The sequence below is a fragment of the Alkalicaulis satelles genome, assembly GCF_008630495.1.
In the GTDB taxonomy this organism is placed as follows: Bacteria; Pseudomonadota; Alphaproteobacteria; order Caulobacterales; family Maricaulaceae; genus Oceanicaulis; species Oceanicaulis satelles.
The window spans coordinates 107,615-125,150 of record NZ_VWOJ01000001.1; the positions used below are offsets into that span (position 1 = coordinate 107,615).

General features: G+C 66.4%; 15 protein-coding genes. 8 read left to right on the forward strand and 7 right to left on the reverse strand.

All coding sequences use genetic code 11. The features are described 5' to 3' along the window. The first annotated feature begins 122 nt into the window (after positions 1-122). From fliQ to flhB, 3 genes are read left to right on the forward strand one after another with little or no spacing between them, the layout of a single operon-like run. Positions 123-386: a flagellar biosynthesis protein FliQ gene (gene fliQ, locus F1654_RS00535; RefSeq protein WP_150021562.1), complete on the forward strand. Its 264-nt coding sequence runs from the start codon at positions 123-125 to the stop codon at positions 384-386. Between the two features lie 4 nt (positions 387-390). Further along, positions 391-1,149, forward strand: a complete 759-nt coding sequence (gene fliR, locus F1654_RS00540) for a flagellar biosynthetic protein FliR (protein WP_150021563.1) — start codon at positions 391-393, stop codon at positions 1,147-1,149. 9 nt (positions 1,150-1,158) lie between these two features. Then, positions 1,159-2,232 carry a flagellar biosynthesis protein FlhB gene (gene flhB, locus F1654_RS00545; RefSeq protein WP_150021564.1) on the forward strand — a complete coding sequence of 358 codons (1,074 nt, stop codon included), beginning with the start codon at positions 1,159-1,161 and terminating at the stop codon, positions 2,230-2,232. Between the two features lie 15 nt (positions 2,233-2,247). On the opposite strand, the gene F1654_RS00550 is transcribed toward flhB, so the two are convergent. Further along, positions 2,248-2,649 (reverse strand): VOC family protein, encoded by a 402-nt coding sequence (locus F1654_RS00550; RefSeq protein WP_150021565.1) that lies wholly within the window; start codon positions 2,647-2,649, stop codon positions 2,248-2,250. A gap of 257 nt (positions 2,650-2,906) precedes the next feature. Here F1654_RS00550 and F1654_RS00555 point away from each other — a divergent pair, with 257 nt between their 5' ends. The 4 genes from F1654_RS00555 (at position 2,907) to F1654_RS00570 (ending at position 10,518) form a co-directional block, all read left to right on the forward strand. Further along, on the forward strand, positions 2,907-5,495 hold the full coding sequence (locus tag F1654_RS00555; protein ID WP_233205036.1) for a hybrid sensor histidine kinase/response regulator: 2,589 nt from the start codon (positions 2,907-2,909) through the stop codon (positions 5,493-5,495). 142 nt (positions 5,496-5,637) lie between these two features. Continuing rightward, on the forward strand, positions 5,638-6,723 hold the full coding sequence (gene recA, locus F1654_RS00560; protein ID WP_150021567.1) for a recombinase RecA: 1,086 nt from the start codon (positions 5,638-5,640) through the stop codon (positions 6,721-6,723). A gap of 173 nt (positions 6,724-6,896) precedes the next feature. Next, positions 6,897-9,560: an alanine--tRNA ligase gene (gene alaS / locus F1654_RS00565; RefSeq protein WP_150021568.1), complete on the forward strand. Its 2,664-nt coding sequence runs from the start codon at positions 6,897-6,899 to the stop codon at positions 9,558-9,560. A 70-nt stretch (positions 9,561-9,630) separates the two neighbouring features. Beyond that, positions 9,631-10,518: a hypothetical protein gene (locus F1654_RS00570; protein WP_150021569.1), complete on the forward strand. Its 888-nt coding sequence runs from the start codon at positions 9,631-9,633 to the stop codon at positions 10,516-10,518. Here the strand turns inward: F1654_RS00570 and F1654_RS00575 are convergent. The 5 genes from F1654_RS00575 to F1654_RS00595 all read right to left on the reverse strand — a co-directional run bounded on the left by F1654_RS00575 (position 10,511) and on the right by F1654_RS00595 (position 14,566). Continuing rightward, positions 10,511-11,737, reverse strand: a complete 1,227-nt coding sequence (locus F1654_RS00575; protein ID WP_199200407.1) for a Glu/Leu/Phe/Val family dehydrogenase — start codon at positions 11,735-11,737, stop codon at positions 10,511-10,513. The genes F1654_RS00570 and F1654_RS00575 overlap by 8 nt on opposite strands. Before the next feature lie 61 nt (positions 11,738-11,798). Further along, positions 11,799-12,395: an aminoacyl-tRNA hydrolase gene (pth, locus tag F1654_RS00580; protein WP_150021571.1), complete on the reverse strand. Its 597-nt coding sequence runs from the start codon at positions 12,393-12,395 to the stop codon at positions 11,799-11,801. Between the two features lie 99 nt (positions 12,396-12,494). Next, on the reverse strand, positions 12,495-13,139 hold the full coding sequence (locus F1654_RS00585) for a 50S ribosomal protein L25/general stress protein Ctc (protein WP_150021572.1): 645 nt from the start codon (positions 13,137-13,139) through the stop codon (positions 12,495-12,497). Positions 13,140-13,294: 155 nt separating this feature from the next. Next, positions 13,295-13,513, reverse strand: a complete 219-nt coding sequence (locus F1654_RS00590) for a hypothetical protein (protein ID WP_150021573.1) — start codon at positions 13,511-13,513, stop codon at positions 13,295-13,297. A 54-nt stretch (positions 13,514-13,567) separates the two neighbouring features. Then, entirely contained in the window at positions 13,568-14,566 is a 999-nt protein-coding gene (locus F1654_RS00595; protein WP_150021574.1) for a DUF3137 domain-containing protein, read from the reverse strand. 182 nt (positions 14,567-14,748) lie between these two features. Here F1654_RS00595 and F1654_RS00600 point away from each other — a divergent pair, with 182 nt between their 5' ends. Beyond that, entirely contained in the window at positions 14,749-16,479 is a 1,731-nt protein-coding gene (locus F1654_RS00600; RefSeq protein WP_150021575.1) for a cation:proton antiporter, read from the forward strand. Positions 16,480-16,504: 25 nt separating this feature from the next. On the opposite strand, the gene F1654_RS00605 is transcribed toward F1654_RS00600, so the two are convergent. Further along, positions 16,505-17,437, reverse strand: a complete 933-nt coding sequence (locus F1654_RS00605) for a ribose-phosphate pyrophosphokinase (protein WP_150021576.1) — start codon at positions 17,435-17,437, stop codon at positions 16,505-16,507. Positions 17,438-17,536: the final 99 nt, after the last annotated feature.

Genomic DNA, 17,536 nt, shown 5'->3' on the forward strand with positions numbered 1-17,536 from the left:
CGAGCATCCGGCCTGACGGAAGCGGTCAAATCCCGGCCCGGATAAATTCACCGCGCTTCAGGCTTCGGCCCGGCGCAGAATCCCGTCATGACTGGTGACCGCTCAGCGAGGAAAGGCGGCTCATGACGCCCGGCGAAGTGCTCGACATCGCGACCCAGGCGATCTGGACCCTTCTGGGCATGGCCGCGCCGATCATGCTGATCGGGCTGGCCGTAGGCCTGATGATCGCCCTGTTCCAGGCTCTGACCCAGGTGCAGGAGATGACGCTGGTCTTCGTGCCGAAGATCGTGGCCATCTTTCTGGCGCTGATCGTGTTCCTGCCGCTTATGGGGGCGCTCCTGGGCGGGTTCATGGAGATGATCACAGACCGCATCGTGGCGGGGTGAGGCGGTGATCGCCGGTTTCGATATCGGAATCAGCCTGTTCGCTGCGGTGCTGGTGTTCGCCCGCATGGGCGCCATTTTGATGATCCTTCCCGGCTTTGGCGAACCATCAATCCCGCCGCGCATCCGCCTGTCGTTTGCGCTTGCCTTTGCACTGGTGGCCGGACCGGTGATCGCGCCAGAATTGCCCGCGCCGCCTCAATCCCTGTCCGGACTGGCCGGACTTGTGGCGGTGGAAGTGGTGATCGGGCTGATGATCGGCGCCGGCGCCCGGCTGTTGATGGCCGCCGCCGCTGTCGCCGGTCAGGTGATCGCCTATCAGACAGGCCTGGCCATGGCGCAGGCTTTCGACCCGATGCAGGGCCAGTCCGGCGCGCTGCCGGCCCAGTTTTTCAATCTTCTGTTCCTGCTCCTGATCTTCACCACCAATATCCATCACCTGCTGCTGCAGGCGGCGGCGGGGTCCTATGCGCTGATGCCCGCCGGGCAGGCGCCGATCTGGGGCGATGCGGCCCAGTGGGCGCTGGGCCTGTTCATAGACAGCTTCATCATCGCGGTGCGCATCGCCTCGCCACTGATCGCCTTCGGGCTGATCTTCTATCTGGGGCTGGGCGTGCTGTCCCGGCTGATGCCCCAGGCGCAGATTTTCTTCATCGCCATGCCGCTCAATATCCTGTTGGGCTTTTCCATTCTGGCGATCTCGCTGGGCGCCATGTCCCTGATCTGGGTGGAGCGGCTGGAAGAATTCGCCGCCACGCTGGGCTAGAGGTGCGCCATGGCCGAAGGTGAAGACAAGTCTGAAAAGACCGAACAGCCCACCGAGCGCAAGCTGAAAAAAGCGCGCGATGAAGGCGATGTGCCCAAATCCCAGGAGATTTCAGGCTGGTTCACCCTGGCCGCCGGCCTGGCGGTGATCGCCTTCATGGCGCCGGGCTTCACCCGGGAACTGGCGCGCGCCATGAGCCCGTTTCTCGAGCGCCCTCACCAGATCGGCCTGGATGCGGGCGCCGCGCTGGGTCTGGTGATCCAGTCCCTGACCACGCTGGCGCTGATCATGGGGCTGGCCTATGCGCTGATGATGGCGGCGGCGGCGGCGGGCAATCTGGTCCAGCACGGCCTGTTATGGACGCCCAAGAAAATCGCGCCCAAGCTCAACAAGCTCAATCCGGTCGAAGGCGTCAAACGCATGTTCGGCCCACAGGGCTGGGTCAATTTCCTCAAGGGCATCGGCAAGATGGCGCTGGTGGGCGCCGCGATCTTCCTGGTGCTATGGCCGCGCCGGGATGATCTGGCCAGTTTTCCCATGCTCATGCCTGCGCGGGTGCTCTCGGAAGTGCATGGCGCAGCGGTGCTTTTGCTCATCGCGGCGCTGGTCGCCTATGCCGCCATCGCGGCGCTCGACTGGATGTTCCAGCGCCATCAGTTCATCCAGCGCAACAAGATGAGCCGCAAGGAGCTGCGCGACGAGTTCAAGGAGACCGAGGGGGATCCGCTGGTGCGCGCCAAGCTGCGCCAGATCCGTCAGGAGCGCGCCCAGAAACGCATGATGAGCCGGGTGCCCGAAGCCGCCGTGGTGATCACCAACCCGACCCATTACGCCATCGCCCTGGAATACGAGCAGGGCCGCACGCCTGCGCCCATCTGCATCGCCAAGGGCGTGGATGCGGTCGCCCTGCGCATCCGCGAACGCGCGCAGGAGCATGACATCCCCATCGTGGAAGACCCGCCCCTGGCGCGCGCGCTCTATGCGACCACCGATCTGGACGATCCCATTGATCCCGAGCACTACGCCGCCGTGGCCAAGGTGATCGGTTATGTGATGAGCCTGGCCGAGCGCAAAAGGCGCTAGGCGCCGCGCCCTGCGCTAATAGCTCGCCACTTCGTACTCCACCCCGTTGAGATCCTCGAAATAGAAGCGCCGCCCCGGTTCGTAATCGGCGTGGCCGTAAGGCTTCAGGCCGAATTGGCGCACCCGCGCCTCGCACGCGTCGAGATCGCTGACCACCACGCCGAAATGATTGAACGGGCCGCTTGGCTTGCCTTGCCGCGCCGGCGTGCCGGACCCTATCCCGTAGAGGGCGACATAGCTGGACGGGCCGCCGACATGAATGGCCACGCGCCCGCCATAGTCATTGTCCCGCCAGCGCTCGCGCCATCCGAACACCGCTTGCAGCATGGCATGGGTGTGTTCGGGATCGGCGATGGTGAGATTGACGTGCTCGATAACGGGTTCGGGATTGGCGATGACGGATGTGCGCCGGGTCATGATCAGCTCCTCGCTGTTGCAGGGTTCACGACGAACCAGCCCTGTGTCTAGAATCTCAAGCTAACTTGAGGTCAAGGGCCGTGGCGCTTTCCGTTCCAGCCCCTGTCCTGCCCATCGGCGAAATGGCCGCGCGTACTGGCGGGCCGCACGCCGGCGGCGCCTGAACGGCAAGGCAATATCGCCAATGCTGAAACATGATTAACCTTGTGGCTGGATGCTTGAGGGCCGAATCGCTTTTGTCCGCCACGGAGCCCGCCATGACTGACGCCACGCCTGCCGAGACCGGCCAGACCGCTGATGACGCGCCTGCGGCGGCCGCGCCCGCAGCGGCGCCCGCTCCAGCATCCGGTCCCGGATCGCTGACACGGCCTCTGGCGCGGATCATATTGTGGACGGCGAGCCTGGGCGCGCTCATCGCGGCGGGCGTGGCGGTGATCGCCGGCGCGGCGGCGGGCTGGCATGGCGTGGTGCTGCTTTGCGGGATCGCGGCGGCGGCGCTGCTGGTGCTCTACGCCCTGGCGGCCGGCGAGGCGGCGGGACGCGCCCTGCGCGGCAATGAACCCTCCCCCCCGAGCCTGGCCGAAGCCGCGCTGGAGGCTGCGCCAGACCCCATGCTGATCAGCGCGCGCACCGGGCGCACGCTGTGGGCCAATGCCGCTTACCGGGACCTGGCCAAGGCCAGCGGCCTGTCGGCGGGGTTCGGCGCGCCCGGACCCGAGCGCCTGTTCTCCGGCGAGAGCGCGGCGGGCGTGTACCGGCTGGCGCGCGCTGGCGCGCGCGGCGAGCCGGGCTGTGAAACCCTGACCGTTGTCCAGCCGGGCGTCGAGGGGGCGGCGTTCTATGCCTGTGATGTCAGCCCGATGAGCACGGGTGCGGTTCTGTGGCGGTTTTCGCGCGTGCAAGGCGACGATTCCCTTGATCCCCCGGCGCCGCCGGAATGGGCTGAGTATGCGCCTGTCGGGCTGTGCCTCGCCGATGGCGAGGGGCGGGTGCTGGCCGCCAACGCCACCTTGCGCGACTGGCTTGGCGTTGCGGCGGACAAGGCCTTGAGAATACGCGATATTCTGGCCCCTGACTCCGCCCGCGCGTTTCTGAAATCCCAAGGCGCCAAGACCGTCATCAGCATCGCTGCGCGGCTGAAGGGCCGCGGCGGCGTGGATGTTCCGGTCGGGCTGTCTGTTGAGTGGGCTGATGCGGCCCCGGCGTGCGCCCGCGTGGTCGTTCACGATTCGGCGTCCGTCCTGGTCGCGCATCATGGCGAGGGCCAGGTTCCGGCCCTGTCGCCCTCCAGCGCCGGGCGCACGCTTGACGATATGTTCGCCACCGCACCCTTCGGCGTGGCGCGTCTGGACGGCGAGGATCCCCAGGATGCGGTGATCGAGGACGCCAATCCGGCGCTGGTTCAGCTGTCGGGCGGCCAGGCTTTGCCCGGGCGCCGCTTCGCCGATCTGTTCCGCTTCACCGATGGCGAAACGCCTGCCATGGTGTTCGCCCGCGCCCTGGCCGGGCGAGGCGATCCCAGCGAGGCGCGTCTGGCCTGCGGAGAGGGGGAGAAAGCCGTTCAAGTCTTCCTGGCCCCCGCGCGCGAGGGCCAGCGATCAGCCTATGTGATGGACGTATCGGGCTGGAAGGAGCTGGAGCAGCAGATCGACCAGGCCGGCAAGATGCAGGCCATCGGCCAGCTGGCCAGCGGCGTGGCGCATGATTTCAACAATATGCTCACCGTGGTGAAGTTCCATCTGGGCGAGTTGCTGGCCCGCCACCCGGTGGGCGATCCCGATTATCAGGATCTGCAGCAGATCCGCTCGGTCAGCGCCCGCCAGGCCGGGCTGGTGCGCAAGCTGCTGGCGTTTTCTCGCAAGCAGACCTTCCGCATGACGGTGTTCGATCTGTCCGACGTCTTGTCGGACTGCAGCCACATGCTCAACCAGATCCTGGAAGAGAGCGTGCGCCTGGAGATACGCCACGGGCGCGATCTGCCGCTGGTGCGCGCCGACCGGGTGCAGATCGACAATATCCTGGTCAATCTGGCCACCAATGCCCGCGACGCCATGAAGGCCCAGGGCGGAGGGGTGCTGACCATCACCACCGAATCCGTGGACGCAGACGCCGTGCGCAAGGCTGGCGCGCCTGATCCGGCCGAAGGCCCCTGGGCCGCCATCCATGTCTCTGACACGGGCTGCGGCATGGACGAGGCGACCCGGGCCAAGATTTTCGAGCCCTTCTTCACCACCCGCGCCGCCGAGGGCGGATCGGGACTGGGCCTGTCGACCGTGTACGGCATCATCAAGCAGTCGGGCGGGTTCCTGTTTGTGGACTCCCGGCCTGGCAAGGGCGCCACCTTCCATATCTATCTGCCCGGCCATACGCCCAGCGAGGACGAGGTGGAGGAGATCGCCGCCGAGCGCGCCGCAGCCGAGATCAAGCCTGAACCCCGCGATCAGGCCGGCCATGGCCGCATCCTGTTTGTCGAGGACGAGGAGATGGTGCGCACCGTGGCCGCCAAGACTCTTCGCCGCAAAGGCTATGAGGTTATCGAGGCGTGCGACGGGGAGGAGGCGCTGGAGATTCTCGAGGCCGAACCCGAAAGCTTCGATCTGCTCCTGTCCGATGTGGTCATGCCCGGGCTGAGCGGACCGAAAATGCTTGAACAGGCCCGCCATCTTCTGGGCGAAGCGCGCATCGTGTTCATCTCCGGCTATGCCGAGGAGGAGTTTTCCGACACCCTCTCGTCCGATCTGGAGATTTCCTTCCTGCCCAAGCCGTTCGAAATCCAGGACCTGGCCGAGCGCGTGAAGCAGGAGCTGGCGCTGGGCCGCGCCCGGGCGGAGACCGGCGCGTCATAGCCGCACCGCGTCAGCCGGGTTTTGGGAAGGAGCATCAGGCGGATATTTGTTCCGCTTGCGTTCCCGGAACAGAGCGTGTACAGATTGCTCCATGAAGCCTGCATTGCCCGACTCGGGCGGGCGTGTCAGAAGGAGAGCGATCATGGCCAAGGCCGAGCTGCGCGTTGTAAAGGACGCCGATATGGACAAGCAGAAGGCGCTGGACGCCGCCCTTACCCAGATTGACCGCGCTTTCGGCAAGGGTTCGGTGATGAAGCTGGGCTCGCGCCCGGCCCAGAATATCGAGGCCATTTCCACCGGCTCGCTGGGCCTGGATATCGCTCTGGGCGTGGGCGGCCTGCCCAAGGGGCGCATTATCGAGATTTACGGCCCGGAAAGCTCGGGCAAGACCACGCTGGCGCTCCATACCGTGGCCGAATGCCAGAAAGCGGGCGGTACGGCGGCCTTCATCGACGCCGAACACGCCCTCGACCCGATCTATGCGCGCAAGCTGGGCGTGGATGTGGGCGAGCTTCTGGTGTCCCAGCCCGACGCGGGCGAGCAGGCGCTGGAGATCGCCGATACGCTGGTGCGCTCGGGCGCGGTGGACGTGCTGGTGATCGATTCGGTCGCGGCCCTGACCCCGCGCGCGGAACTGGAAGGCGAGATGGGCGATTCCCTACCCGGCCTGCAGGCGCGCCTGATGAGCCAGGCCCTGCGCAAGCTCACCGGCTCCATTTCCAAATCCAACTGCCTGGTGATCTTCATCAACCAGATCCGCATGAAGATCGGGGTCATGTTCGGCAGCCCGGAAACCACCACGGGCGGCAATGCGCTGAAATTCTACGCCACCGTCCGTCTCGACATCCGCCGCATCGGCGCGATCAAGGACCGCGACGAGGTGATCGGCAACCAGACCCGGGTCAAGGTGGTCAAGAACAAGGTCGCCCCGCCCTTCCGGGAGGTGGAGTTCGACATTCTCTATGGCGAGGGCATCTCCAAGACCGGCGAGCTGCTCGATCTGGGGGTGAAGGGCAATATCATCGAAAAATCGGGCTCCTGGTATTCCCACGACTCCGAGCGCATCGGCCAGGGCCGCGAGAACGCGCGCAAATTCCTGCTCGACAATCCCGATATATCCGCGCGTATCGAAGCCAAGGTGCGCGCCAATGCGGGCCTCATCGCCGAGGAATTGCTGGTCGGCCCCGAGGGCGATGAAGACGGGGACGGCCAGGAAGCCGCCGGCTGACGCTCCGCCGCCCTGGCATCACGGCGCGGCGGGACCGTCACATCTCCACAGAATTTGCAGCGGGCGCTTGGCGAAGCCGGGCGCCCGCCCGTATATGAGCGCTCGCTGCCCGGCGTGTTCTTGCGCCGGGGCGCCCGCAGCCTTTGGCGCACCTCTCGCGCCCGGAGTGACCGATGACCGCCTTGGCCGATATCCGCAGCCAGTTTCTGGGCTTTTTCCAGTCGCACGACCATGAGGTGGTGAGCTCCGCTCCGCTGGTGCCGCGCGATGATCCCAGCTTGCTGTTCGTCAATGCCGGCATGGTGCCGTTCAAGAACGCCTTCACCGGCGCCGAAACCCGCGCCCGGCCGCGCGCGGTGTCCTCGCAGAAATGCGTGCGCGCCGGCGGCAAGCACAATGATCTGGACAATGTGGGCTATACCGCGCGCCACCACACCTTCTTTGAAATGCTGGGGAATTTTTCCTTCGGCGACTATTTCAAGGATGAGGCCATTGATTTCGCCTGGAGTCTGGTGACCAGGGATTTCGGGCTCAATCCCGACCGGCTTCTGGTGACGGTCTATGCCGAGGACGAGGAAGCGGCGGCCATCTGGCGCAAGGTGGCGGGCCTGCCGGATTCGAAAATCCTGCGTATCGCCACCTCGGACAATTTCTGGTCCATGGGCGATACCGGCCCGTGCGGGCCGTGTTCGGAAATCTTCTATGATCACGGGCCGGACGTGCCTGGCGGCCCTCCGGGCAGCCCGGACGAGGATGGCGACCGGTTCATCGAGATCTGGAATCTGGTCTTCATGCAGTTCGAGCAGATGGCCGGCGGCGAGCGGCGCGATCTGCCCAAACCCTCCATCGATACGGGCATGGGACTGGAGCGTATCGCGGCGGTGCTGCAGGGCGTGCACAACAATTATGATGTTGACCTGTTCCGCACCCTGATCGCGGCGTCTGAAGAGGCGCTCAAAGCCAAAGCCGAAGGCGAGGCGCTGGCGAGCTTCCGGGTGATCGCCGACCATTTGCGCGCGGTCAGCTTCCTGATCGCGGACGGCGTCACCCCGTCCAATGAGGGCCGAGGCTATGTGCTGCGCCGGATCATGCGCCGCGCCATGCGCCACGCCCACATGCTGGGGGCTGAGGAGCCGGTGCTGTTCACCCTGGCGCGCACGCTGGCCGATGAAATGGGAGGCGCCTATCCCGATCTGGTGCGCGCCCTGCCCGCCATCGAGGAGACGCTGCGCGGCGAGGAGGAGCGCTTCCAGCGCACCCTCGGGCGCGGCCTGGGCCTGCTTGAAGAGGCTGTGGCGGCGCTCAAGCCCGGCGAGGCTTTGCCGGGCGAGACCGCGTTCAAGCTCTATGACACATACGGTTTCCCGCTGGACCTGACCCAGGACGCGCTGCGCGCGCGCGGGTTGGGCGTGGACGAGGCCGGGTTCGAGACCGCCATGGAGCGCCAGCGCGCCCAGGCCCGCGCCCACTGGGCCGGGTCCGGCGATGCGGCCGCCGACACGGTCTGGCTCGCCCTCAAGGAGCGCCTGGGCGAGACCGGCTTTACCGGCTATGCCGGATATGAGGGCGAGGGCGAGCTCATGGCCATTGTGGCCGGCGGCGGCGAGCTGGAGGCCCTCGAGGCCGGCCAGGAGGCCGAGCTGGTGTTCGACCAGACCCCCTTCTACGCCGAGGGCGGCGGCCAGATCGGCGATTCAGGCGAGATCGTGTTCGCCAATGGCGCGCGCTTTACCGTGCGCGACGTTCAAAAGCGCGCCGGCGCGCTCTACGCCCATATCGGCGTGCTGAGCGAGGGCGCGATCGCGCCGGGCCAGAGCGCGCGCCTGGCCGCTGATAATGCGCGCCGGCGCCAGACCCGCGCCAATCACTCGGCCACCCACCTGATGCATGCCGCCCTGCGCCGCGTGCTGGGGCCGCACGTCACCCAGAAGGGCTCCTATGTGGGCCCGGACCGGCTGCGCTTTGACTTCTCCCACGGGCGCGCGGTGAGCGCTGGCGAGATCGCGGCCATCGAGGCCGAGGTCAACGCCGTCATCCGCCAGAACGCGCCTGCACGCGAGGCGGAGATGAGCCCGCAGGAGGCCATCGATCAGGGCGCGCTGGCCCTGTTCGGCGAGAAATACGGCGAGCGCGTGCGCGTGCTGGCCATGGGCGAGGCGCTGGAGGCGGACGGCAAATCCTATTCGGTGGAGCTGTGCGGCGGCCTGCACGTGGCGCGCACCGGCGATATCGCCCTGTTCAAGATCGTCAGCGAGGGCGCGGTGAGCGCGGGCGTGCGCCGCATCGAGGCGCTGACCGGCGAGCCCGCGCGCCAGTGGCTGGAAACCGAGGCCGGCATCGCCCGCGCCGCGGCCGCCCAGCTGAAAATCCCCACCCAGGATCTGGCCGCGCGCATCGCGGCCCTGCAGGACGAGCGCAAGGCCCTGGACAAGCAGCTGGCCGAGGCCAAGAAGCAGCTTGCCATGGGCGGCGGCGCGGGCGGCGGCGCGCCTGCGCCGGAAACCCTTGGATCCATCCAGTTCCTGGGCCGCGTGCTCGAAGGCGTGGGCGGCAAGGATTTGCGCGACATGGTCCATGAGGCGCGCCAGTCGCTGAAAAGCGGCGTGGCCGCCTTTATCGGCGTGGCGGACGGCAAGGCGGCCGTGGCCGTGGGCGTCAGCCCGGATCTTACCGCCACGCTGGACGCCGTCGCGCTGGTGCGCGCCGGCGCCGGGCCGGTGGGCGGCAAGGGCGGGGGCGGCAAGCCTGATCTCGCCCAGGCCGGCGGCCCGGACGGGTCCGGCGCCGAGGCCGCGCTGGACGCCATTCGCGAGGCGGTGCGCGCAGCGGCGGGCTGACGGCCTGCCATGCGCGCATCATGCGCCGGAAAAGTGTAGACTGGCGCCAGGCCGGCGAGGGGAGGGTTTGATGACCATCATTTCCAGACCGCACGCAGTGCGTCTGATCACCATTGCGGCGCTCGGCCTCTTGGCCAGCGCCTGCGTGACTGCGCCCGAACTTCGCCCTTCCAGCCTGATCGATCATCCTGAGGCGGGGGACCGCGATCCTGCGCCCCGTCCGGCCAGGCCCGGCAGCGCCGGATACGAGATCGAGGGCGGCGATTTTCACGCCCGCATCGTGTTCCGCGAGATTCGCGGACGCGCCGTGGCCCAGTTTGACGGCGCGGGTTTCGCAGCGGGCGCGGTGGAGTCCGAATTTGATCTGGACCAGGCATGGATACGCGCAGGCGCGCGGGTCTATGACAGCGCTGAGCCGCCTCATCATGTCAGCGTGCGCCTGAGCGTTCAGCCCTGCGAAACAGCCCATGGCGTCTGGCCGCGCACAGCCCTGGTGACCGTGGGGCGGCGCGATTACCGCGGTTGTGCGCGCGAGACGGGGCCGCACCCCAGCTGGACCGAGAATCTGCCTGAACTCATGCCGGCCATCACCCAGTGCCTGGCCTCGGCGCGCAATTCATCCATGGCCTTTGTGCGCGGCAGCGGCAGCGCTCATGTCATTCACGCCGGGGCTGATGAAGAACAGACCCGTGTGCGCCTGCGCGTAGGCGAGACAGGCCGCTGGGATTGTGTGGTGCGCCAGGGCAGGGCTGACTTCACTGTGGTGTCCGAGCGCGCTGGCGAAGCGCCGGGCGAAGGCGATCCGTCCTTTATCCCCGGGCATATGCCGGCGGACGGTGAGGGCTGCTATCTCTACGAAGCCGTACGTGACGATAGCGGCGCACTGATTGGCGCGCTCGCCCATGATGTATGCGGTCCAGGCGCGATCGCACTGACCCGGCTCGACCGGCTTAACTGACCGCAAGTTGGCGCGTATCCGGATCGAGCTGGTCGAGCGCGAACAGGAGGGCGGCGGCGTGCACCGGCTGCCCAGTCCTGGACGCCAGCGCGCTGACCGCGTCGGCGGCCTTGTCCATCACCTGCTTCCATTGCGCTTTCAGGGCGCTCTCGTCCGGCGCGTCCGGCTCGCCGAACGCGCGCCACTCGAAATAGGACGCCGCGACTCCTCCGGCATTGGCCAGTATGTCAGGCACGCTTTCAATGCCGCGCGCGTCCAGCGCCTCGTACCCTTTGCGGGTGACCGGCGCGTTGGCGAGCTCGATCAGGCGTTCGGCCCTGAGCTTGCGCGCGGCCGCAGCATCAATCACATCGCCGGAGGCCGCCAGCACCAGGACGTCACAGTCTGTTTCCACAATCGCGCCCGGATCGCCGTCCTCGCCCACCTTGCCGGTCTCGCGCTTGCGCTCTGTCACGGCGTCAATGTCCAGACCGCCGCGATTGGCGGCCATGGAGCGTGAGTCCGACACCGCCACGATCACTGCGCCGGCCTGGTTTGCAGCGCGCGCAAACGCGGACCCGGCGCTGCCAAAACCCTGCACTGCAATGCGCGGATGCGCCTTGCAATGGCCGCTCTCGCACAGCCGCTGATAGACGCGCCAGCCGCCCAGCCCGGTGGCGCCCTCGCGCAAGGCGAGTCCTCCGGTCTCTGGCGGCAGGCCGGTGACAGGTGCGCGCGAGCGGCCCTTGTCTGCGTTCAGCGTGCGGCGGATCACATCCATCTCGAACGGACCCGTGGCGATATCGGGGGCGGGCACGTCCGTTTCCGGCCCGATCACGTCAGCGAAGGCATGCGCATAGGCGCGCGCGATCTCTTCGCGCTGGTCCTGATCGAGCTGGCGCGCCTCCACACGCACCGCGCCCTTGGCCCCGCCAAACGGCAGACCGGCCAGGGCGCATTTGAGGGTCATCAACAAGGACAGACGCTCGGCTTCCGCCAGGCTGGCGTCGGGGGCGAAGCGCACCCCGCCCTTGGTGGGGTTTCCGCCCTGCTCGAAGCGTACACGGAAGGCTGGCAGCTGGCCCAGGCCCTTGATCTCCAGCGTGCGTTCCAACTGCTGGGTCGGTCTGGCAAGCCTCTCTGAGGCCAGAATGCGCCCTCTTGCGCCATCAGCGCGCGCCAGGCGGGTCAGGCGCTTGCGCACCTCATCGGCAGGGGCGGGGGTTAACCAGTCAAACATCATCGCTCCGGGCGGCTTCGGTCTCACCTGGAAAGGTGGGACTGGACCGGGCGATGTCAAATCAGGCGCCGTCCGGGGCGGGCGCCAGATGGGTGACCCTGGTCTGAAACGCGTCATCGCCCCCCGCTTCCAGCAGCAGGGGCGTTGAGCGTGCAATCGCGTCTGTCAGGGCGTCAAACCAGTCCCGGTCAGCCTTGGGCACGTCGGACAGCACCCAGGCGGTCACCTGCGATTTGTCGCCAGGATGGCCGATGCCGATACGCCCGCGGCGGAAATCGCCCGGGATTTGGCTCATGATGGAGCGCAAGCCGTTATTGCCCGCATGTCCGCCGCCGCGTTTCAGGCGGAACTTGCCCGGCGCCAGATCGAGTTCGTCGTGAAACACGGTGAGATCGCCGGCTTCGAGGCGGAAGAAGCGCATGGCCTCGGCCACGGACCGCCCCGCTTCGTTGTAATAGGTCTGGGGCTTGAGCAGCAGCACCCGGGCCATGCCGCTGGCGGTCTCAACCGCGCCTTCGCACATCTCGCCCTGGAAACGCTTGCGCCACGGGCCCAGCGACCAGTGCGCCGCGATGGCGTCCAGCGCCATGAAGCCGGCATTGTGGCGGTTGGCGGCGTATTTCGCGCCGGGATTGCCCAGACCCGCAATGAGGTGCATGGCGCGCTCCGCACATGGAAAGGGCGGCGGCTGGAGCCTGGCTCCGGCGCGCCGCCCTCAAATTGGATCAGGTCCCGTTGAGGACCGTCAGGGCGAGGATCAGTCCTCGCTCTCGTTTTCGTCTTCGACCTCGGCCTCTTCACCGGTCTCGTCTTCGTCGCTCGCTTCGTCTTCAATGACAGCGCGCGAGCCCTGCATGGTGGCGATGGTGAAGTCGCGGTCGGTGATGGTCGGCGTGACGCCTTCGGGCAGGGTCACTTCCGAGATGTGCAGGGAGTCGCCGATATTCATGTGCGAGATATCGATCTCGATGGCCTCGGGAATGCTGCCTGCCGGGGAGTAGACCTCGATGGCGTGGCGCACCACGTTGAGCACGCCGCCGCGCTTGATGCCCGGGGCTTTCTCGTCATTGAGGAAGTGCACCGGCACTTCCACCGAGATCACCGAATCCTCGTTCACGCGCTGGAAATCCACGTGCAGCGGGAAATCGCGCACCGGATCAAATTGCACGTCACGGGTCAGCACGGTCTGGGTCTCGCCCTTGTGATCGATAGTGATCATCTGGGAGAGGAATTTGCCCGAGTTGATCGCCTTGACCAGCTCGTTGTTTTTCAGGGTGATGGCTACCGGATCACGGTCCCCGCCATACAGCACGCCCGGCACAAGGCCATTGCGGCGCACTTCGCGCGAGCCGCCCTTGCCGGTGCGCTCGCGCACCTCAACGGAGAGAACAATATCGCTCATCAGTCCGGTCCTCAGGGTTCAAATGCAAGCGCCGCCCTGCGGCGGCGCCGGCGTGGTGGGTCGCGCATGCTTTGCGCAACGCCGTATTTCGAGCGGCGGGCTATAGCCGATCCGCACAAGGCGCGCAAGGCGCACAGTGCGCCCGGGGCTGCAGCTTACAGGGCGCCCGCGCTCCAGATGAGCAGTCCCACGCCGCATGTTGCAAACAGCACGCCCGTGACCATGGCGGCGCCAGCCTCGAAGCCGCCGTTTATCTCAAGACGGGTTCGCGCCGCGCCGATCACGCCGCCGGCTGCGGGCATCAGGGGCGCCAGCAAGAAGACCAGGCCACATGCGGTCAAAAACACACCAATGGCCGCCGCCAGCTCGCTCATCTCGTCCTCCAGGGCGCTTTCAAACGGGAACTAATCCTATCAACAAGCCTTGCATTATGTCGATTCAGGATCGGCGACCACGCTGGCGCCGACCCCGCCGCCTTCAGCAGGGGGCTGAAGCACGGTGTGCATGATGTCCTCGATCAGCTCGAATTCGGCATACAGGCGGGCGATGCGCGAGCGGTCGTCCAGCGGGGCGAACATCGAGCCGGGCTCGAACTTGTTGCCGGTCTGCGCCGCGATCAGCAATTCACCCCGGCCTGATTCGGGAACCAGGTCCTCGTCAAACACACAGCGCACATTCTTGCCCTTGAGAATCTCCTCAAGGCGCAGGAGCCGCTCCATGAAGGAGGGGGTGAGCAGGTAGCGCGCCATCACCTGGTCGGTGCCATACACCTCGAACAGGCGGCTGAAGCGCAGATCCACCAGTCCGATCCGCTCCAGGCTGCGCCCTGAGAAATGGCGCCGGGAGAAGGCTTCCAGCCCGTTGAACAGACCCTTGTCACGCGTCACCAGGGTGACGCCCTCCACGGTACGCGGGAAGGTGATGCGGATCAGCACCCCGCGGAACACCGTGACGTAATAGGTGCGCTTGCGGCTGCGGCGGCGCTGCTGGAGATGGGCTTCATAGAGCTCGAAATCGGCGCCGTGGGCCTCGCCGGAGAAATGATCTTCGAACGCGCGCTTGTCGGAATGGGGGATCAGCCCGTGGGAACGGAAGGCGTCAAAGCGCGCCGGGCTGGCGGGTTTGGGCGCATAGCTCAGGCCGAAGGCTTCAGCCATGCGGGTGTTGAGACCCAGCTTCACATCCTTGTGCAGCTGGGTCATGGGATGGCCCGCCCAGGCCATGATCAGCAGGGCGGCCGCCACCGAGGCAATCCCCGCCACCGGCGCGGGCAGGCCGGACAGGCCCAGTATCGCGCCGAGCACCAGCGCTGCGCCCAGCGCGCCCGCCGTGCCCTTCATGAAGCGTGAAACGGCCGCCTTGCGCCGCGCCTCTTTCTCGCTGAGCCAGGGGCCCAGCTCCGCCATCGCGCTGTCGAGATCCTTCATCGCCGTCCCCATCGCCTCATGAGGGCAAACTGCCGCGCCGCGTGCTGCGCGTCCAGACGCGACCAGCCTTTTCCTTTGACGCCCTGCAAGGAGTCGCACAAAACACTATGCTCACAAGCATTCGTGAGCATCAGGGCGGCGGCAGCGCGCCAGAGCGGCGTTCAGCATACGGGCGGGCGATAATGAATGAGCTGATCTCCGAGTCGATCTTTTACGAGATCGCCATCCTGCTTAGCGTCGCGGCGGCCATCGGCCTGATCGGCCATATGCTGCGCCAGCCGCTGATTGTCAGCTTCATCGTGGTGGGCATTGTCGCAGGGCCGTCCGTGCTGGACCTGATCCGCTCGGATGAAAGCGTGGGCGTGCTCGCCCAGCTGGGCATTGCGCTCTTGCTGTTCCTGGTGGGCATCAAGCTGGACATCAAGCTGATCCAGTCGCTGGGACCGGTCTCGCTGCTCACCGGGCTGGGCCAGGTGATCTTCACCTCCTTCTTCGGCTTTTTCATCGCGCTGGGGCTGGGGTTCGACCCGATCACCAGCGTCTATATCGCCGTGGCGCTGACCTTCTCGTCCACGATCATCATCGTGAAACTGCTCAGCGACAAACGCGAGATCGACTCCCTTCACGGACGCATCGCGCTGGGCTTCCTGATCGTGCAGGACATCGTGGTGGTGTTCGCCATGATCGCGCTCAGCGCCCTGGGCGTGGGCGGGCAGGAGGATGCAGGCTGGCAAGAAGTGCTGATGGTGCTGGCCGCCGGCGTGGTGATGGTAGTGGTCGTCGTGCTTTTCATCCGCTTCGCCGCCACGCCGCTGACCGCCATGCTGGCGGGCTCGCCGGAGCTGTTGATCACCTTCTCCATCGCCATGGCCGCGGCCTTTGCGGCGGTGGGCGACATGTTCGGCGTGGGCAAGGAGCTGGGCGGCCTGCTGGCGGGGGTGGCGCTGGCCTCGACCCCCTATCGCGACGCGATTTCTGCGCGCCTGGCGCCGCTGCGCGACTTTCTGTTGCTGTTCTTCTTCGTGGCGCTGGGTTCGCAGCTCGACCTGTCCCTGATCGGGGAGAATATCCCGGCGGCGCTGGTGTTCTCCGCCTTCGTGCTGATCGGCAATCCGCTCATCGTGATGGTGATCATGGGCGTGATGGGCTACCGCAAGCGCACCGGCTTCCTGGCTGGCCTCACCGTGGCGCAGATTTCCGAGTTCTCGCTGATCTTCATGGCCATGGGCCTGACCATCGGCCATGTCAGCGATCAGGCGCTGGGCCTGGTCACCCTGGTGGGCCTGATCACGATCGGCGCCTCAACCTATATGATCACCTATTCCCACCGGCTCTATCCGCTGCTGGAGCCGGTCTTGGGCATATTTGAGCGCAAGCAGCTCCAGCCGGCCGAAAACGGCGAGGCGGACAATGCCAAGGGGCGCTATGACGTGGTGCTTCTGGGACTGGGCCGCTATGGCGGAGCGATCGCCCAGCGCCTTGTGAAGAATGACATTTCAGCGCTGGGCGCCGATTTCAACCCGTCCGCCGTGCGCACCTGGCGCGAGCGCGGGCTGGACGCGATCTATGGCGATCTGAGTGATCAGGAATTCCTCACCCATCTGCCCTTGCGCGGGGTGCGCTGGGTGATCTCCACCGCTACCGACCGCGAGACCGGCGTGGCGCTGGAAGACAGCCGCATCGCCATGATCAAGACGCTGCGCAAGTTCGGCTATAACGGCAAGATCGCGGTCACCAGCCAGCACGGCACACGCATGGACGAGCTGATCGAGGCGGGCGCCGATCTGGTGCTGCAGCCCTTCCAGGACGCCGCTGACCGCGCTGTGGACCTGATCAGCGGGCGCTCTGATCTCAATATCGAGCGCCTCGAACCGGTTGAGGACGCCGAGGAGCAAAAAGACATTCCGGAGTAAGCGCGCTCCGCCCGTCAGCCCCGGCTCAGTCGAACAGCTTGGAGACCGACTCGTCATTGGCGATGCGCCGGATCGCCTCGCCCAGCAACGGCGCCACGGACAGGGTGCGCACTTTTTTCGATCCGGCGGCCTTCTCGGTCACATCGATGGAGTCGGTAACCACCAACTCGCTGAGCACCGAGGCGTCAATGCGCTCGCACGCCTTGCCCGACAGCACGCCATGGGTGATGTAGGCGGACACCTGGGCCGCGCCCTGGTCCATGATGGCCTTGGCCGCATTGCACAGCGTGCCGCCTGAATCGATGATGTCGTCGAAGATGATGCAACGCCGGCCTTCCACATCGCCGATGATGTTCATCACCTCGCTCTGGCCCGCGCGCGGGCGGCGCTTGTCGACGATGGCGATGTCTGCGCCCAGCCGGCTGGCCAGCGCGCGCGCGCGCACCACCCCGCCCACGTCCGGCGACACGATCATCAAATCCTTGATGTCATAGGCTCTGCGGATATCGCGCTCGAAAACCGGCGTGGCGAAGAGATTATCGGTGGGGATGTCGAAAAACCCCTGGATCTGGCCGGCATGCAGGTCCAGCGTCAGCACCCGGTGCGCGCCCGAGCCGGCGATCAGATTGGCCACAAGCTTGGCGGTGATGGGCGTGCGCCCGCCGGTTTTGCGGTCCTGGCGGGCATAGCCGAAATAGGGGATGACCGCCGTGATCCGGTTCGCGCTCGCCCGGGTGAGCGCGTCCATGCAGATCAGCAATTCCATCAGATTGTCGTTGGCGGGCTTGGAGGTGGACTGGATCACGAACACGTCCTCGCCGCGCATGTTCTCGTCGATGCGCACGAACAGCTCGTCATCGGCGAAGCGCTCGATCTCGACGTTGGACAAAGGCGCGTCGAGATAGTCCGCGATGGCCTGGGCCAGCGGGCGGTTGGCGTTGCCGCTCATGAGCTTCATGGTGATCGTCCCTCGCAAGGTCGATGGCCTGATAGCAGAGCGAGCCCGAAGCGCAAAGGGCAGGACACGATATTGTCAGCGGACGGACGGGATGGGGGG

Excerpts from the sequence above, each read along its gene's own strand:
- F1654_RS00595 (WP_150021574.1), bottom strand. The coding sequence starts at position 14,566 with ATGAAGGATCTCGACAGCGCGATGGCGGAGCTGGGCCCCTGGCTCAGC.
- F1654_RS00600 (WP_150021575.1), top strand. The coding sequence starts at position 14,749 with ATGAATGAGCTGATCTCCGAGTCGATCTTTTACGAGATCGCCATCCTG.
- F1654_RS00570 (WP_150021569.1), top strand. The coding sequence starts at position 9,631 with ATGACCATCATTTCCAGACCGCACGCAGTGCGTCTGATCACCATTGCG.
- F1654_RS00555 (WP_233205036.1), top strand. The coding sequence starts at position 2,907 with ATGACTGACGCCACGCCTGCCGAGACCGGCCAGACCGCTGATGACGCG.
- fliQ (WP_150021562.1), top strand. The coding sequence starts at position 123 with ATGACGCCCGGCGAAGTGCTCGACATCGCGACCCAGGCGATCTGGACC.
- F1654_RS00550 (WP_150021565.1), bottom strand. The coding sequence starts at position 2,649 with ATGACCCGGCGCACATCCGTCATCGCCAATCCCGAACCCGTTATCGAG.
- F1654_RS00590 (WP_150021573.1), bottom strand. The coding sequence starts at position 13,513 with ATGAGCGAGCTGGCGGCGGCCATTGGTGTGTTTTTGACCGCATGTGGC.
- alaS (WP_150021568.1), top strand. The coding sequence starts at position 6,897 with ATGACCGCCTTGGCCGATATCCGCAGCCAGTTTCTGGGCTTTTTCCAG.
- F1654_RS00585 (WP_150021572.1), bottom strand. The coding sequence starts at position 13,139 with ATGAGCGATATTGTTCTCTCCGTTGAGGTGCGCGAGCGCACCGGCAAG.
- F1654_RS00605 (WP_150021576.1), bottom strand. The coding sequence starts at position 17,437 with ATGAAGCTCATGAGCGGCAACGCCAACCGCCCGCTGGCCCAGGCCATC.
- F1654_RS00575 (WP_199200407.1), bottom strand. The coding sequence starts at position 11,737 with ATGTTTGACTGGTTAACCCCCGCCCCTGCCGATGAGGTGCGCAAGCGC.
- pth (WP_150021571.1), bottom strand. The coding sequence starts at position 12,395 with ATGCACCTCATTGCGGGTCTGGGCAATCCCGGCGCGAAATACGCCGCC.
- flhB (WP_150021564.1), top strand. The coding sequence starts at position 1,159 with ATGGCCGAAGGTGAAGACAAGTCTGAAAAGACCGAACAGCCCACCGAG.
- recA (WP_150021567.1), top strand. The coding sequence starts at position 5,638 with ATGGCCAAGGCCGAGCTGCGCGTTGTAAAGGACGCCGATATGGACAAG.